Origin of the sequence: Terribacillus sp. FSL K6-0262, from assembly GCF_037977385.1 — a bacterium.
GTDB lineage: Bacteria > Bacillota > Bacilli > Bacillales > Amphibacillaceae > Terribacillus.
On record NZ_CP150277.1, the window covers coordinates 3,289,489 to 3,306,329 of the forward strand.

General features: G+C 46.8%; 19 protein-coding genes and 1 other RNA gene. 16 read left to right on the forward strand and 4 right to left on the reverse strand.

The window, feature by feature from the left end; genetic code table 11:
• Positions 1-660 precede the first annotated feature (660 nt).
• From fni to MHI54_RS16960, 7 genes are all read left to right on the forward strand, one after another.
• Complete coding sequence (gene fni, locus MHI54_RS16930) at positions 661-1,701, forward strand: type 2 isopentenyl-diphosphate Delta-isomerase (RefSeq protein WP_340082063.1); 1,041 nt, start codon at positions 661-663, stop codon at positions 1,699-1,701.
• Positions 1,702-1,781: 80 nt separating this feature from the next.
• The gene (locus tag MHI54_RS16935) at positions 1,782-2,192 is read left to right on the forward strand and encodes a CotD family spore coat protein (protein ID WP_340082064.1); all 411 of its coding nucleotides are present in this window, start codon (positions 1,782-1,784) and stop codon (positions 2,190-2,192) included.
• A 76-nt stretch (positions 2,193-2,268) separates the two neighbouring features.
• Entirely contained in the window at positions 2,269-2,838 is a 570-nt protein-coding gene (locus tag MHI54_RS16940) for an SLOG family protein (protein WP_340082065.1), read from the forward strand.
• A gap of 75 nt (positions 2,839-2,913) precedes the next feature.
• Complete coding sequence (gene gpsB, locus MHI54_RS16945; protein ID WP_095215223.1) at positions 2,914-3,276, forward strand: cell division regulator GpsB; 363 nt, start codon at positions 2,914-2,916, stop codon at positions 3,274-3,276.
• A 61-nt stretch (positions 3,277-3,337) separates the two neighbouring features.
• Positions 3,338-3,711, forward strand: an RNA gene (gene rnpB / locus MHI54_RS16950) — RNase P RNA component class B.
• A 94-nt stretch (positions 3,712-3,805) separates the two neighbouring features.
• Positions 3,806-4,939 carry a class I SAM-dependent RNA methyltransferase gene (locus MHI54_RS16955; RefSeq protein WP_340082972.1) on the forward strand — a complete coding sequence of 378 codons (1,134 nt, stop codon included), beginning with the start codon at positions 3,806-3,808 and terminating at the stop codon, positions 4,937-4,939.
• Positions 4,940-4,954: 15 nt separating this feature from the next.
• Complete coding sequence (locus tag MHI54_RS16960; protein WP_340082066.1) at positions 4,955-6,445, forward strand: carboxypeptidase M32; 1,491 nt, start codon at positions 4,955-4,957, stop codon at positions 6,443-6,445.
• Positions 6,446-6,484: 39 nt separating this feature from the next.
• On the opposite strand, the gene MHI54_RS16965 is transcribed toward MHI54_RS16960, so the two are convergent.
• On the reverse strand, positions 6,485-7,015 hold the full coding sequence (locus tag MHI54_RS16965; RefSeq protein ID WP_340082067.1) for a hypothetical protein: 531 nt from the start codon (positions 7,013-7,015) through the stop codon (positions 6,485-6,487).
• A gap of 190 nt (positions 7,016-7,205) precedes the next feature.
• Here MHI54_RS16965 and MHI54_RS16970 point away from each other — a divergent pair, with 190 nt between their 5' ends.
• Positions 7,206-7,487 (forward strand): DUF6123 family protein, encoded by a 282-nt coding sequence (locus tag MHI54_RS16970; protein ID WP_095215220.1) that lies wholly within the window; start codon positions 7,206-7,208, stop codon positions 7,485-7,487.
• Here the strand turns inward: MHI54_RS16970 and MHI54_RS16975 are convergent.
• From MHI54_RS16975 to MHI54_RS16985, 3 genes are all read right to left on the reverse strand, one after another.
• Positions 7,474-7,872 carry a ribonuclease HI family protein gene (locus tag MHI54_RS16975; RefSeq protein WP_095215219.1) on the reverse strand — a complete coding sequence of 133 codons (399 nt, stop codon included), beginning with the start codon at positions 7,870-7,872 and terminating at the stop codon, positions 7,474-7,476. The two genes, MHI54_RS16970 and MHI54_RS16975, sit on opposite strands and share 14 nt — an antisense overlap.
• Positions 7,873-7,884: 12 nt before the next feature.
• Positions 7,885-8,568 (reverse strand): queuosine precursor transporter, encoded by a 684-nt coding sequence (locus MHI54_RS16980; RefSeq protein ID WP_340082068.1) that lies wholly within the window; start codon positions 8,566-8,568, stop codon positions 7,885-7,887.
• Positions 8,569-8,698: 130 nt separating this feature from the next.
• Positions 8,699-8,899: a cold-shock protein gene (locus MHI54_RS16985; protein WP_093728398.1), complete on the reverse strand. Its 201-nt coding sequence runs from the start codon at positions 8,897-8,899 to the stop codon at positions 8,699-8,701.
• Between the two features lie 381 nt (positions 8,900-9,280).
• Between MHI54_RS16985 and MHI54_RS16990 the strand changes: the two genes are divergently transcribed.
• The 8 genes from MHI54_RS16990 (at position 9,281) to MHI54_RS17025 (ending at position 16,736) form a co-directional block, all read left to right on the forward strand.
• Positions 9,281-10,132: a DUF72 domain-containing protein gene (locus MHI54_RS16990; RefSeq protein WP_340082069.1), complete on the forward strand. Its 852-nt coding sequence runs from the start codon at positions 9,281-9,283 to the stop codon at positions 10,130-10,132.
• A 15-nt stretch (positions 10,133-10,147) separates the two neighbouring features.
• Entirely contained in the window at positions 10,148-10,762 is a 615-nt protein-coding gene (locus MHI54_RS16995) for an HD domain-containing protein (RefSeq protein ID WP_095215216.1), read from the forward strand.
• 15 nt (positions 10,763-10,777) lie between these two features.
• Positions 10,778-11,734, forward strand: coding sequence for a thymidylate synthase (locus MHI54_RS17000; protein WP_095215215.1), 957 nt, complete (start codon positions 10,778-10,780; stop codon positions 11,732-11,734).
• Positions 11,735-11,745: 11 nt separating this feature from the next.
• Positions 11,746-12,240 carry a dihydrofolate reductase gene (locus tag MHI54_RS17005; protein ID WP_095215214.1) on the forward strand — a complete coding sequence of 165 codons (495 nt, stop codon included), beginning with the start codon at positions 11,746-11,748 and terminating at the stop codon, positions 12,238-12,240.
• Between the two features lie 110 nt (positions 12,241-12,350).
• A complete protein-coding gene (locus tag MHI54_RS17010) occupies positions 12,351-12,566 on the forward strand; it encodes a sterile alpha motif-like domain-containing protein (RefSeq protein WP_095215213.1) in 216 nt (71 codons plus the stop codon).
• Positions 12,567-12,696: 130 nt separating this feature from the next.
• On the forward strand, positions 12,697-13,293 hold the full coding sequence (gene plsY, locus MHI54_RS17015; protein ID WP_095215212.1) for a glycerol-3-phosphate 1-O-acyltransferase PlsY: 597 nt from the start codon (positions 12,697-12,699) through the stop codon (positions 13,291-13,293).
• A 6-nt stretch (positions 13,294-13,299) separates the two neighbouring features.
• The gene (locus MHI54_RS17020) at positions 13,300-14,901 is read left to right on the forward strand and encodes an aminotransferase class V-fold PLP-dependent enzyme (RefSeq protein ID WP_095215211.1); all 1,602 of its coding nucleotides are present in this window, start codon (positions 13,300-13,302) and stop codon (positions 14,899-14,901) included.
• Positions 14,901-16,736: an LTA synthase family protein gene (locus MHI54_RS17025; protein WP_095215210.1), complete on the forward strand. Its 1,836-nt coding sequence runs from the start codon at positions 14,901-14,903 to the stop codon at positions 16,734-16,736. Before MHI54_RS17020 ends, MHI54_RS17025 begins: the two co-directional genes overlap by 1 nt.
• The last annotated feature ends 105 nt before the right edge of the window (positions 16,737-16,841 follow it).

Consider the following 16,841-nt stretch of genomic DNA (forward strand, 5'->3'; position numbering starts at 1 on the left):
CATAGCATCTTGAGGGATTTCAAGCATGGAGATCTGCTTTAACCTGCCATGCAACGGGCTCTGCCGGCTCTCCTTGACAGTCTCTGCAGCAAGGAGACATTAAAGGAAGCTCTTGTTGGAGAGGAAATTCCGTCTTGGCAGGCTCAATGAGGAACGGGTCCGCGTGTCTGCTCCGTCCATGAATGAAAGGGCAGGATATATTGCGATTGACGCTTTTCATCTTGAGCAGAGGAGTGACGGGGAATGGAGGGCAGAAGCTTGACGCGGGAAATTTCAGCGACCTAATATTGACTATCAATGGTGATTATGCCTGTGATACGCTTATCGAGATGGAGCTGTCAGGATCCTATACAGCTGGCTTAACATAGTTTTCTTATTCCTGTCCATTATAATAAGGCATTCACCTTGAATTTTTTGAAAAGCGTTATGGGATATAGTCGATAATTTTTTGTGCTTTCCCAGATGCGGATGCTGTGATACTTGCTCCTGCCAGCGGTATGAGTCAAACGATAAGCTTTCCACATTTCCCAATCAGGACACGCATCATATGCTGGTATTTTGCGGTTCATACGAGGCAGTGCACGGATGGGTACTATTGATGGGAATTTGACAGCCCAAACAAATCATAAGGATAGCTCCAGGAACCAGGGGGATAACAGGATGACAGAAAGATCCATACATAGCCGTAAGGATGAACATATACATATTACGTTGAACGAACAAGTGCAGGGAAAAGGGATCTCGACTGGTTTTGAGTATTACCGATTCGAGCATCAGGCTCTTCCTGGAATCAGCTTTGCATCGATTGATACTTCCACTAAGTTTCTGGATAAACAGGTGAAAGTGCCTTTTCTGATCAGCAGTATGACAGGCGGTACACCGCGTGCACATGAAATCAACAGGAATTTAGCCTTGGCAGCTGAACAAAAGGGATGGGCTTTAGGCCTTGGCTCCAGTCGGGTGGCACTGGAGAATAAAACCGCTGCTGCCAGTTTCCAGATTCGGGAACAAGCTCCGACCATCCCTATTTTTGCGAATATCGGCGCTGTGCAGCTGAATTATGGTTATGGGGCGGAAGAATGCAGTGAAATCGTTCGTTTGACAGGTGCAGACGCCATCGTTCTTCATCTCAACAGCATGCAGGAAGTTTTCCAGGATGAAGGAGATACTGATTTCAGCGGTTTATTGACAAAAATCGCAAAAGTGGCAGAAAAACTGGATATACCAATCGGGGTGAAAGAAGTTGGCTTCGGGATTGCGCCGGACACTTGCAGACAGCTGATCGAAGCAGGTGTGCAATTCATCGATACCGCTGGTGCTGGCGGTACTTCATGGATCGAGGTGGAAAAATACCGTTCCCGGAATCCGATCAAACAACGAGCTGCTTCAGCTTTCCTTGATTGGGGCATCCCTACAGCTCAAAGCGTCGAGCAGCTCAGCGGATTGTCACAGCCGCCAGAATGCCTCATCGCAAGCGGCGGAATCACCAATGGCGTGGATGCTGCCAAAGCCATCGCATTAGGTGCTGATATGGCAGGATACGGACGTTCGATACTTCCTGAAGCTGTCGATTCTGCAGAGGCGCTGATCGAGCGTTTCGAGCAGCTGGAGCTGGAGCTTCGGATCAGTATGTTCGGCATCGGTGTACAGGACTTGGAAGCTTTAAAAAATACGGACAGGTTAATCAGGGTAAACACCTGAAAATTAGGTTGTTGTCATAGTACATGTTCTTTCGCCCTTTCATATGTTATAGGGAATCCAATACAGAAAGGGGAAAGAACATGCGTAAAAGACATTGCTGTCCGCAGATGCAGCCGCAGCATACTGTACACTGCGGTACGAAGACATTTGTCGAACCTGTCATGAATAATGTACAACACACATATTCCGAAGAGGTCATTGAGCATATACACCCAGTCCACACAACAGTGGTCAACCATCATAAAGTAAAGAATGTCCATGCATATCCGCATACGACTTCTTTTGCGAATGAGCAATCAGTGGAAGAAACTCATCTCAGCCCGACTCATAACTCTCCGCCTCGTCCGAATCCATGCCATAATTGCGGACCTATGAAGCATATGCAGATGCACATGCCGCAGCAAGTGAGCCCGCAAACGTATCAGCCAATGCCGGAGCAGCAGCCGCAAATGGCACCTAAACCAAAACCATCTCAGAAAAAGTGGTATTGATCGTTATCGAGCTGGCGTATGCCGGCTCTTTTATGTTTAGATAGAAACAGCAAAAGAAAAGGAGAGCATGTCCCGGATGAAGAATTTATACGTCACAGGATACAAGCACTATGAAATGGGAATCTTTAAAATGAGTGATCCGCGTGTGCATTATATCAAGCAAACCATACGGGACAAGCTGATCGGTCTCATCGAATCCGGATTGCAATGGGTGCTGCTGTCGGGCCAGACGGGTGTGGAGCTGTGGGCAGCGCAGATCGTGCTTGATTTGAAGGAAGAGGGGTATGACATCCGGTTGGCTGTCATACCGCCCTTTGATAATCAAGATGCGCGATGGTCGGAGGAACTGCAGGAAGACTACCAGGAAGTGATCATGCTTGCTGACTTTTACCAGCCCATATATGATGGGGACTATAAAGGCCCCTATCAGTTCAAGGCACGAGATAAATGGATGCTGTCGAAAACCGAGGCGGCACTTGTCATGTATGACGAGAACCAGACAGGCAGCGTGGATTTCTTCCTCAAAGAAGCGCAGAGCTATCAGGAAGCCCATGATTATGAGCTTTACTATATAACTGCCCTGGATTTGCAGGACACGGTCGAGCGGGAACAAATGAACGATCCATCCTATTGGGATCAGACTTGAGAAGAAAATTGACAATCCCGGTTGATTTTGAAAGAATGTACTTATATACAATCGTATAAATGAGGTGACTTGTGTATGGCATTGGCAAATATCCAACTGACACAAAAAGATATCTTTGAAAAGAACTTTAAAACCGCTATGCGCGGTTATAATCAAGATGAAGTCGATGAATACCTGGATAAAATCATCCAGGATTATGAAACATTCCAAAAAGAAATCGATCGATTGAAAAGTGAAAATGAGCGATTGAAGCAGCAGCTCTCAAACGAAAGCAGACCGCAATCGAGAGCGGCACAGCAGCCGAAGGAACAGGCAGCACAGCCTGCAGCTGTACGGGAGACACAAACGAACCATCAGGTGAATTATGATATACTGAAACGCTTGTCCAATCTGGAAAAGGCCGTTTTCGGCAAAAAGTTCGCCGAGAATGATGTTTGATGCCGGATGGTCTTGACTATTGTCGCCTAACCTCGTACAATAGGAAAGCAACTTAAAATGAATGTTTGAGTAATCGCTGCAGCAATGCAGAGGAAAGTCCATGCTCACACAAGCTGAGATGCTTGTAGTGTTCGTGCTTGGCGAATTCATAAGCCAAGGTAGCAGCAATGCTAACGGCAGGCAGAACGCCTAAGTCTTCGGATATGGCCGACATGTCTTGAAAGTGCCACAGTGACGTAGTCAGCTTGGAAACTTGCTGAGTGGAACGAGGTAAACCCCGCGAGTGAGCAACCCAAATGTTGGTAGGGGCACCCTTGATTATGGGAATTCAACCTAAAAAGGGACAGGCGATGAGCTTGTAGATAGATGATTACTGCCGTTGTACGAGGCTGACCACCGCTCGCAGTGCATCGGTACAGAACATGGCTTACAGAACATTCATTTGGTCCACTGTATACAACGAACAGCCCTTTCTAACTGGTTTCAGCTAGAGAGGGCTTTTTAATACATAAAAGCGAGGTTTTACATGATGAACAGGCAAGTGACCCTGATCGCCACTGCTGCGATGGGATTGGAAGCTGTCGTTGCACGTGAAGTGAAGCAGCTGGGCTATGAAGAAGTGCAAGTCGACAATGGGAAGGTTTTATTCAAGGCAGATCCATCTGCCATTGCCCGTTGTAATCTTTGGCTGCGCACTGCCGACCGCATCAAAGTGCTCGTCGGTGAATTCAAGGCAACTACTTTCGATGAACTTTTTGAACAGACAAAGGCGCTGCCGTGGGAGGAATACATACAGGAAGATGGGGAGTTCCCAGTCATCGGCAAGAGTGTCAAGTCAACGCTTTACAGCGTACCCGATTGTCAGCGCATCGTGAAGAAGGCCGTAGTGGAACGATTGAAACGGAAATACGGCATTGCTTCCTGGCTGGAGGAATCCGGTCCAAGACACCGAATCGAAGTAGCTATCTTGAAGGATACTGTTAGCTTGACATTGGATACGAGCGGTACCGGTTTGCATAAACGCGGCTATCGCGTTGGACAAGGTGAAGCACCAATCAAGGAAACCCTTGCAGCTGCGATGGTGCTTTTGACGAATTGGCGTCCGGAATTCCCGCTGCATGATCCATTCTGCGGCAGCGGCACGATTGCTATCGAAGCCGCACTGATCGGTCAGAATATCGCACCTGGTTTCAACCGCGAATTTGATGCTGAAAATTGGCATTGGGTGAAATCCGATCTTTGGGAAAAGGCCCTTGAAGAAGCAGAGGATTTGGCCAATTATGACCAGCAGCTCCAAATTTCCGGTTCGGATATCGATCATAAAATGGTGGAAATCGCGAAGGCAAATAGTATCGAAGCAGGCCTTGGGGAATTAATCAACTGGAGACAGATGCAAGTGGCAGATTGGAATCCGAAGCAGGACAATGGCTATATGATAACGAATCCGCCATATGGGGAAAGATTGGGAGATCGCCCGCAGGTGGAAAAAGCCTATAAAGAGCTTGGCGGTATCATGCAGGATAACCCGTCCTGGAGCGGCTATATCTTAACCTCGCATGAAGGCTTCGAATCCTTCTATGGCAAGAAGGCAACTAAGAAACGCAAGCTTTTCAATGGTTTCATCAAAACCGATTATTATCAGTATTTCGGTAAACATATGTAAAAGGGAGCGGATGGTATGTCAGATGCAACACAGCAATATTGGGACTTGATCAAGGAACAAAAAGCATATGAAGAGGCGATAGCCCTCATGCATTGGGATTTACGGACAAAAGCACCGAAAGCCGGCATGGAATACCGTGCCGAGGCGATCAGCTATTTATCGCAGCAGGCGCATCGACTTTCCACATCTGACAAACTAAAGGACCTGATCGACGAGCTGAAGCAAAGTGCAGAGGATGAGATTCTCATCAAATCCCTGGCTGAGAGCGAAAAGGAATACAACCGCAACAGGAAGATCCCTGAAGAAGAGTATAAGGCTTATATCATGCTTCAATCCAAAGCTGAAACTGTATGGGGAGAAGCAAGAGAGAAGGGGGATTTCCGGTTGCTCCAGCCGTATTTGGAGGAACTGATTGCCTATAAGAAGAAATTTGCCTCCTATTGGAATGCCGATCAGCATCCTTATGATGTCCTGCTGGACTTATATGAACCAGGCGTGACAATGGAAACATTGGATGAAGTGTTCCCGGCATTGCGGAAATCACTGACGAATTTGCTCGGACGAATCAAGCAATCTGAAGTGAAACCCGATGTGAGCGTCCTCCAGACACATTTTTCGAAGGAACAGCAGAAGGCATTCACCCTCTCCGTCCTGGAAAAAATGGGCTATGATTTCGAGGCGGGAAGATTGGATGATACCATTCACCCGTTTGAAATCACGCTGAATCCAAAAGATGTCCGCATCACGACACGTTATGATGAAGAAGATTTCCGAATGGCAGTCTTCGGTACGATCCATGAAGGCGGACATGCACTCTATGAGCAGAATATAGCCGAAAAACTAGCTGCCACTCCTTTGGCAGGTGGTACGAGCATGGGAATCCATGAATCACAGTCATTATTCTGGGAGAATTTCGTTGCCCGCAGCGAGGCATTCTGGAAAGGTCATTTCGAGGAATTCAAGACGTATGCACCTGCTTCTTTGCAAGGAATCGATTTTGATACCTTCTATCAGGCAGTCAACGAGGTGAAGGCATCCTTTATCCGTATCGAGGCTGACGAATTGACATATGCTTTGCATATCATGATTCGTTATGAATTGGAGAAGGCTTTATTCAAGGATGAGATTACGGTTGCCGAGCTGCCGGCAATCTGGAACAGGAAAATGGAGGAATACCTCGGTATCGTTCCGGAAAGTGATTCCCAAGGCGTACTTCAGGACATTCACTGGTCCGGCGGTGATTTCGGCTATTTCCCATCCTATGCATTGGGTTATATGTATGCGGCGCAATTCCATGCGAAGATGCAGGAAACCTTGGATACCGATCAATTGATTGAACAAGGCGAGTTTGCGCCGATCAAGCAATGGCTGACGGAAAAAATCCATCAATACGGGAAAGCGAAGAAACCGTTGGAACTGCTGCAGGATGTGACAGGCGAGGGTTTGAATGCCGATTATCTCGTATCCTATCTGACGGAGAAATACAGCAAAATCTACCAGCTATGAAAAAACGATGCAGAGTCTATCTGCATCGTTTTTCCTTTATTAGCTTAAAGCAGCGGCCATGTCTGGTACTTGCAGACCGGCATCTTTATAGATACCTTCCAAGTCGGACTGGAAGGTATCGAAGTGCTTCTGAGCTGCATCGAAGTTCGGCTCTGTTTCAGAAGCGTCGATTGCTTTGCTCACTTCCTCGAAATAAGCTTTCAGCGAATCCAAAGATTTGGTGAATGTTTCTTTCTGTTCATCCGGAAGATTGCTTTCCAGATCATAATCAGCAAGCTTTGCTGCACCTTCATCTGCTGCTTTCTTAGCTGCTTCAGCAGAAGTCTTGATTACATCGTCTGTGGAAGCTTCATCAGCCAGAGCAGTCTGATAAGCTGCAATCGGTGCGTAATAAGCACTGAAATCTGCTGTGAAATCCATTTGTGTACGAAGAAGTTCTTTTTTGACATCGGTCGTTTCTGTTTTTTCTGAACCGCTGTCAGATTCGCTTTGTGATCCGGCACTTGAACAACCTGTTGCAAAGATGGCTACGATAGCCGTTAACGCAAGCAAGTACATGAGCTTTTTCACGCTAACATCCCCTTTCTGATTGGCTTTATTAGTTTAATGCTAACTTTTTGAATTGTAAATACTTAGTAGAAATGTTCAAAGAATAGGAAGAATCTGATAAATGGAGAAAAAGGGAATTTTCAAGATTCGGTTGAAACCGGAAACAAGAATGCTATAATTAAAAACGGATTCTGATAAAGGGGTTTTGCACTTGAAGAAACAAAGCTTGGCGTATTTTTTGGATGATTTATGGGCGAAAGGCTTTAAACTGACAGATGAAGATGTACAGTTCATCTATTTCGGAAAAAACTATGCAAATGCGCCTGATTGGAAAGTGGTAGTCGCACTTCAGGTCACACTTAGATTCCAGCATGCATTTGACGGCAGCTTCTACTTAAGTGTACTGGATTTGATCGGGGAAGAAGGGGTGCAGACAAAAAAACAAGCAGAAGATCTGCTTGCGAGAAAAGGGTTCCAGCTTACTTATCAATGAGTCTGCGGATTGCTTCCCGTGCAAGCTGATCGGCTGCTTTGTTTTGTTTTTCCGGTATCCATTTGATGAAAAAATAAGGAAATACCCGGCTCAGCTCCATTATTTGTTCTAATAATGGACGGAATTCTTTGTTCTTTGTGTATTCCTTATCGATTGCCTGTACGGCTGCCTGGGAATCCGAACGTAAGGAAATGATGGCTTCAGGGTGCTCTTCACGACAGATTTCCAAAGCCTTGATGATGGCCCAGAATTCAGCTTGATGATTCGACATCATCCCTAGCGGAATGCTGTATGTCTTGCGGACACCTTCTTTTATGACCACGATCCCAGCTCCGCTTTCCCCTGGATTGCCGCTGGAAGCACCATCGGTATAGACCTCGATCAATCCCCATCCCTCCTAATCGTTGATATTCCTGTACATTCTTTTTGCTCCGTAAAGGAACGGTGTAGAGATGATGCTGACCACAAATTTCAGCACATACGTCGAAATGAAGATTTCCAGCCAAACGGAGCCTTCATAAGCCCCGGCGAAAGCAATTGTGCAGAAGACGAGTGTGTCAAGCAGCTGACTGAGCATCGTGCTTCCATTATTTCGCACCCAAAGGAATTTATCATCAGGGAGCATACGTTTGACCAGTGCATACAGCCAAACATCGACATATTGACTGATGGCAAATGCAATCAGGCTTCCCAGTGCAACTCGGGGGATGAATCCGAATATCGTACGGAGGGATGATTGGGCAAAGTCGCTTGGCGCTGGATCAAACAATAGCACAAACTGCATGATGACAGTCATGATGATCAAGGTAGCGAAGCCGAGGCCCACAGCTTTCCTGGCGATTTTCTTCCCATAGTTTTCGTTCAGTATATCTGAAGCCAAGAAGATGGTTCCATATATGATGTTACCCATTGTTGCAGTCAAACCGAACAGCTCGATTGTCTTCGTCACCTGTATATTTGCCAATACCGTCGCCATGCCTACCCAAACGAACAGCCCAAGGCGTCCGAATAGCCGATACATGATCAGCAGCAGGGCGAAGTTGATGATGGAAAAAGCAATCCAAAGTAAATCGTTATGCAATGCGGCTCCTCCTAGTGAAATTTACTTAGACAATGGAAGAGTATACGCGCTTTTCCCAGAGCATGCAACTTATGGAAGGATTCCGTATACAGAAAAGCGGCAATCCCGAGGATTGCCGCTTGCGCTTATATTATAGTTTTACTACGTTAGCTGCTTGAGGTCCTCTTTCTCCTTCAATTACTTCAAAGGATACTTCCTGACCTTCTTCAAGATTCTTGAAGCCTTCTTCCTGGATGGCGGAGTAATGTACAAACACATCGTTACCGTCCTCTACTTGAATGAACCCGTAACCTTTTTCAGCGTTGAACCATTTTACAATTCCGTTTGGCATATTCCTTATCCTCCTAAAGACGTTTCACAGAAAACGCATGAGATAATACAAAAAAGACGTGCATGAATTGAAAAAGGCAGTCTGCTAGAGGGGCGGAATTACTTTAGCTCCTCTAACAAGCTGCCGACGTTCGTATTCCGCTCATCTTGTTTGCTTGTCACAAATATAGCTTATTTTGAAAAATGCGTCAAGTAGGGAAAAACGAGGATTTGTTGGGAAAGTAATCGCTTTCCGGGTGAATTGAAATGGTTTATCGCCCTTTCTTTCTTGTCAATTTGCGACAGGAACGCGTTTTTTCGTCAAGAAAGGATCTTCGTTGAAGGGGAGTAAGGATTCCATTACAATGTAGTTGATCGTATTTTGTCGGAAGGAGGCAGACGGTTGACCATTCAAATTGGCGTTACCGGATGGGGTGACCACGACAAACTTTATCCAGATACAAAAGCAAGACAACAAAAATTAAAAACATATGCGACACATTTTGATGTTGTCGAGGTGGATGCTTCCTTTTACGCTATTCAGCCAATCAGCAATTATGTGAAATGGGTGCAAGAGACACCGGACAATTTTTCATTCATCATCAAAGCGCATCAGGATATGACCGGCCAAAGCCGAAAAAAAATGACTCGCTCGGAAGCAGCTTCCTTATTCGATGACTTTTTAGCATCGATTCAGCCTGTCGTGGAAGCTCGCAAGCTGGCTGCCATCCTCTTCCAGTTTCCTCCTTGGTTCCAGGTGGAGAAGGCGAGCATCAGTCGGCTGCGTTATATACGTGAGCTTACAAAGGGACTGCCGGTAGCGATCGAATTCCGACATCAGTCTTGGTATGCAGAGGAATACCGGGAAAGAACGCTCGGCTTGCTGCAGGAACTTGAATTCATACATACAGTTTGCGATGAACCGCAAGCAGGGAGCGGCTCTGTCCCTGCTGTGCCGGTTTCCACGAATGAGCAGCTTACACTTGTCCGTTTCCACGGCCGCAATGTTCATGGGTGGAACCAGAACGGGCGGGAGGATTGGCGTAAAGTACGTTTTCTTTACCGATATAATCAGACTGAATTGACAGAATGGCGGGAACTCGCGCTTGCCTTGGAACAATCGAGCAAACGTGTCATTCTGCTATTCAACAATAATTCAGGCGGCGATGCCAGCGATAATGCCAAGGATATGATGCAGCTCCTCGGCCAGAAGCTGCCGGATCCACCGCCGGAACAACTGAACTTATTCGATTAGGAAGGGCGATGAACGATGGAGCAAATGGAACAACTGGAGGAGATGGAGCGTTATGCATACACCATCTTCCGTAAAGATGCGACAGGCCATGATTTCTATCATATGAAACGGGTAGCCAAGATGGGAAGGAAAATCGCATTTGCCGAAGGTGCCGATCCGTTCCTGACAGAAGCGATCGGCTGGATGCATGATATTGGAGATCATAAGCTATTTGACGAGCCTGCAGATGCAGTGGCCGAGGCTCAGGGATTCCTGCGCCGTATCGGAATGGAGGAGGACATCATACAGGAGATCTTCCTGGCTTGCCGGAAGATCTCGTTCAGTAAAGGACGGATTCCGGATTCTTTGGAAGGAAGGATCATCCAGGATGCGGATCGTTTGGACGCGATCGGCGCCATCGGGATTGCCCGGACATTTGCTTTCGGGGGAGCAGCCAGCCGTCTCATCCACTGGCCGAATGACCCAAAGCAGTCGAGTGTCCAGCATTTTTATGATAAACTGTTAAAATTGAAAGAAACACTGCATACGAAAACAGCTGTACATATTGCTGAATCCAGGCATGCTTTCATGCAGGATTTCCTGGATCAGTTCTTTGCGGAATGGGATATGCCGTGTGACGATATACGATAAAGGAATGATATTTTTATGAAAACTTCTGAACAAGCCTATCTGGATTTATGCAGATATGTTTTGGAAAATGGCACCAAGAAAGAAGATCGTACAGGCACGGGCACTGTCTCGGTTTTTGGCTATCAGATGCGCTTTGATCTCCAGCAGGGCTTTCCATTGCTGACAACCAAGCGTGTCCCATTCCGTCTGATTGCAAGCGAACTGCTCTGGTTCCTCAAGGGAGATACGAATATCCGTTATTTGCTGGAGCATGACAATAACATCTGGAATGAATGGGCTTTTAAAAACTGGGTGGAAAGTGATGCGTATGACGGTCCGGATATGACCGATTTCGGCCGCCGCTCCCTGCAGGATGAAGAGTTTCGGGTCATGTATGAAAGTCAGATGGAGAAATTCAAGCAGCTGATCCTGACCGATGATGCTTTCAGCGAACGCTTCGGACATCTTGGAGATGTATATGGCAAGCAGTGGCGGAGCTGGGAAACGACAAAAGGGGACAGCATCGATCAATTGCAAGATGTAATTGAAACCATCAAGAAAAACCCGGATTCAAGAAGATTGATAGTGTCCGCATGGAACCCAGAGGATGTCCCGACGATGGCACTTCCGCCATGCCACACGATGTTCCAGTTCTACGTAGCCGACAATAAGCTTTCCTGCCAGCTGTATCAGCGCAGCGGGGATATCTTCCTTGGCATCCCATTCAATATAGCAAGCTACAGCCTGCTTACGCATCTTATTGCCAAGGAATGCGGATTGGAAGTAGGGGAATTCATCCACACGATCGGTGATGCGCATCTGTATTCGAATCACCTTGAACAGGTGGAAACGCAGCTCGGCCGCACACCGAAAGCATTGCCATCCTTGGAAATCAAGGAAAGCTTCAGCTCCGTGTTTGATGCGTCGATGGAGGACTTGGAAATCATCGGATACGAACCGCATCCGGCAATAAAGGCACCTGTTGCCGTTTAAGGAGGAACAGTATGATTTCGCTGTTATTTGCAATGGATCAGAACCGGGGTATCGGATACAAAAATGACATGCCATGGCATCTTCCGCGTGACTTGCGTTTTTTCAAAGAGAAGACGACCAATCAAATCATCGTAATGGGGAGAAAGACACTAGACTCGATGAATGGTGCATTGCCGAATCGGGACAATGTCGTCCTTACAAGGGATAAAGCTTTTAAATCAGAAGATGTCACTGTCCTGCATGATGTCGACGAAGTGAAGGAATTAGCGGACAAGCATCCTGAACAGGAAATCTTCATCATCGGTGGAAGTGAGATATTTTCACAGACATTGGATATTGCTGACCGTATCTATATGACATATATAGAGGAAAGCTTCCCGGCAGATCGCTATTTCCCCGACTTTCCTTTGGATGATTGGGTGGAAACAAAGCGTGAAAAAGGTATAAAGGATGAAAAAAATCCCTATGATTATTACTTCATCCAATATGATCGGGTGAAGAACTGAAATGTTATATGTATTCCTGCCACCTGCTTGCTTTTTCCTGTTGATTGCATTGACAATCTATTATCCAGTTTGGAGAAAAAAGTGAAGCAGTGCAGAAAGAAGGTGAATGAATGCGGTCTTTTTACCATTTTATGATGACATACCGGGGACGGAGAAAGCCGACGGATGAGAGTAAACTTGCCGACTGGATATTTATGGACCATAATTTTCCGAAGCATAGCACATCTTATGATGAAATCAGTGAGTACTTGGAATGGAATAGCCCTTTCCATGGAGCATTGCAGGTTTTTGATCGGCTATGGCGGACATATGAAACAACAGAATAAATGAAAAAAATGCCTGTATCACCAGATACAGGCATTTTTTTCTGGCATCCCAGGTAAAATTTCGGCAAATTACATTGAAAGTTCAGGAATTTATTTATACTATGGAAATATCGCTAGGTGGTGTAAGTTTATGGAATATATCGGTTTGGCTTTAGTGAGTGTCATATTGGCTTATTTGCTCGGAACGCTGAATGCAGCCTATTATATGATGAAATGGAAGCATGGAATAGATATCCGGACGATTGGCAGCGGGAATGCCGGCGCGACGAATGCAGGCAGGGCAATGGGCAAGAAAGGTTTCTTTTTGGTACTTATATTCGATTTAGCGAAGGGGATGCTTGCTGTCCTGTTCGTTCGCGAGAGCGGACAGACGGAGCTTATTGCAGGTTTGAGTGTCATTGCAGCAGTATTGGGTCACATTTTCCCGGTTCAGCTCCGTTTCAAGGGGGGCAAAGGAATCGCTGTGTCCCTGGGGGCACTTATCATCTTTTCCCATCAAGCAACCCTCCTGCTGCTTGCGATCTTCCTATTCATCTATCTTATCGTCAGAAGATTCAGCATCTCCGGTCTGCTCGCCTATGGCTGCACAGCCGTCCTGCTTCCGATTTTACGTTTCGATATGCTGACAATCGCTGTTTACGTTGTAGTGACTGTCTTTATTTTGGCAGCCCATCGTACGCATTTGAAAGCTGCCTGGAGCTATTTGCTATTACGTAACGAAAGGTGATATACGATGAATTCGACGCAATTACAATACAAAATCGCAACCGAACCATGGGAATTCGAACAGATACACACCCTCAACTACCGGACGTTCACCGAAGAGATTCCCCAGCACGAAGTCAATCAGGAACGCAGGAGAATCGATCGGTTCAATGAGGAAAATACATATATTATCGGAATTGACGACAAGAAAGTCGTTGCAATGATTGCCATCCGTTCCACCAGACCATTTTCGCTGGATGAAAAATTGGACAGCTTGGATCGCTACCTGCCTCCTCATGCAGCCAAATGCGAAATAAGGCTGCTCGCCGTGGAACAAGCATATCGGGATGGATTCGTATTCTTCCGGCTGGCTGAGGCCCTCATTCGATACTGCCTGGAAAATGGTTTTGATATGGCCGTGATTTCCGGGGTTTTACGCCAGCAGAAGTTATATAAACATATGGGGTTCGTCCCATTCGGACCATTGACGGGCGCCGGGGCTGCCCAGTTCCAGCCGATGTATGTGACCGAAGCATTGTTCCAGAAGAAAGCACGGGCCTTTCAGCGCATACTTCGCAACGGACAAGATCCGATCAGCTTTTTGCCTGGGCCGGTGCCGATGGCAGAGCAAGTGAAAAAAGCGATGGGAGGGACGGCATGCTCCCATCGCGCGCCTGCTTTTCTTGAACAGCTCGACCAGCTTCGCACGAAGCTAAGGAATATTACACAAGCAGCTCATGTCCAGATCCTGCTCGGATCCGGTACATTGGGAAATGATGCCGTGGCAGCCCAGCTGCGCAATCTAGATCAGAATGGCCTCATCCTTGTAAGTGGAGAATTCGGTGCCAGACTGACAGATCATGCCAGGCGGGCGGGTCTGCGGTTTGCCACAGTGGAAATCCCATGGGGGGAAACCTTCGATTATGAGCATGTATCGACACAAGCAAAAGCAAGTGGCGCTGCTTGGATTTGGGCAGTCCATACGGAAACATCCACAGGGGTGCTGCAGGACATGGACCAGTTGAAAAATATAGCAAAGAAGAACGGCAGCAAATTGATCCTTGATTGCTGCAGCTCCCTTGGCAATGTGCCGATCGATTTACGGGGCGTTTATATGGCAACTGCCGGCAGCGGGAAAGGCCTGGCTTCCTATGCCGGTTTAGCTTTCGTCTTTTATCATCATCCAATCCCCATTTCGGATAATATCCCGCGTTATTTGGATTTGGGTCTCTACCATGCACATGAGAGTGCCCCATTCACTCACTCTTCCAATCTGATAGATGCTTTATCGGCAGCAATCGAGCAATGGGAGAACCAGGAACTGATAAAGCGAGTTCAGGAATTGACAGGGAAACTGATCGCATTATGCAGGCAGAAGGGACTGAGAATCTTGGCAGAAACGGAGTTTGCACCTGGCATTGTCACCATCGTCCTGCCCGAAGCGCTTCGTGCGGACGTCATCGGCCGGGAAGCCGCCCGAAAAGGTTATTTGATCAGCTGCAATAGCAGTTACCTCATCGAACGCAATTGGGTGCAGCTTTCCGTCATGGGGCATCATCAGGAGGAGGATTTGGAACGCGTCACTGATACACTTTCCAATCTGATCGGAAAGAAGGAATCATTCGCTTGATGAACTTTTTCACAACCGCCAAGGGATTCTGTTCGATAGGAGCAGCTTTCCTGTTAGGCAAGATGTATGTAATTTGCATCATCTATTTTGGGCTGCCTTTATATGAACCTTTCGACTACATCCAATTATTCCTGTCCTGTTTGTCGTCGATCGCCCTTTTATTTTTACTGCTGTATCTGTTTGCAAGAAAACTGCGGGCTGGTGCATTCCTGCTCCTGCATATCATTTTAACCGGGATTCTTTATGGTAACTTGCTGTATTTTCGATTTTATATCGACTTTGTCACGCTGCCGATACTATTCCAATTCAAGAATGTCGGTGGCCTTAGCCAGAGCACGGCTGAGCTGATGGATCCACTCGATCTCATTCTGTTCGCCGATACATTGTTCCTGCTATCATGGTGGATTCTCAAAAGACCAAAAGCCCTCCCTTTCAAGCGCAAGCAAAAAGGGCTATTGGCAAGCCTCACTGCTCTGCTGATCGGGATCAATGTCGGAATCTCCCATATCGGGGCGGGGGACCAGCATGATGGCAGCCATAACCGCCCAGCGATGGTGAGTGCGCTCGGACCTGTTTATTATCACGGCTATGATATCTATCAAACCGTGCGTGCTGAGCTCAGCAGTACGTTTGCGACCAAAAAGGATTATGAGAAGGCTGCAGCGTATCTGGATTCTGCCGACACCGATATCGTGTCCCCGTACTTTGGTGCTGCAAAAGGAAAAAATGTCATCCTGATCAACCTGGAATCAACGCAGCAGTTTGTCATTGGCAGGGAAGTGAAGGGGGAGGAAATCACCCCCTTCATGAACAGCTTGATGGAGGACAGCTTCTATTTCGACCAAATCTACCATCAAACCGCGCAAGGGAAGACGTCGGATGCTGAATTCATGTTCGATCAATCCTTTTATCCACTCGCCAGCGGTTCCGTTTATGTGAGGCGTCCGGAAAATGAATATATCGCCATGCCGGAAATTTTAGGGGAGTCTGGTTATCAGAGTGCTTCCTTCCACGGCAATGTCGGCAGTTTTTGGAATAGGGAGGAAGCATACGATGCTTTCGGCTATGATGCATTCTTCTCCAAGGATGCTTATGAAGTGTCGGCTGGGAATTCGGTGAATTACGGCATCAAAGATGAAGCCTTCCTCGATCAGTCAATCCCTTATCTCCTTGAATTGGAGCAGCCATTTTACAGCAAGTTCCTGCTGCTTACCAATCATTTTCCCTTCCTGTTGGATGAAGAGGATGTTTTACTGGACGAAGCGGAAACAGGGCTGAATGTCGTGGATCGCTACTTCCAGACTGTTCGTTACCAGGATGAAGCGCTCAAGGGATTCTTTGCCGAATTGAAACGCTCTGGATTATACGAGAATTCCATCATTGTCCTCATCGGCGATCATTATGGAATCTCCGAAAACTATTATGACGGGATCGCATCCTATCTGGATGAGGATTTGTCAGTGCCGGAGAAGATCGATCTGCAGCAAGTACCACTGATCATCCATGTACCTGGCCAGGAGGGGGGAACCTTCCATAGTCCTGGTGGACAAATCGATATACAGCCCACAATCCTGCATCTGCTTGGAGTGGATACAGCCGACTTTCCGAATTTCGGCCAGGATTTGCTTGCAGACGAGCGTGATCCCTTCGTTGTCTTCCGCGACGGTGATTTCGTGACAGAAGACGTCATTTATACGGCACAGCTTTGCTATGATAAGGCCTCTATCAAGCAGACAAACATGAATAGATGCTCCCCGTATTTTGATAAACGGAATAAAGAACTATATTATTCGGACGCCATCTTGAATGGTGATTTGCTTCGTTTCGCTGATTGAATGAAATCCGCTCCGCCAAGGGGCGGATTTTTTATGGTACAGCCTGCGATGAGTGAGAATCTTCTCCTTTCCTTATCCCTTAGATGCAGCTTTTATATTTACATA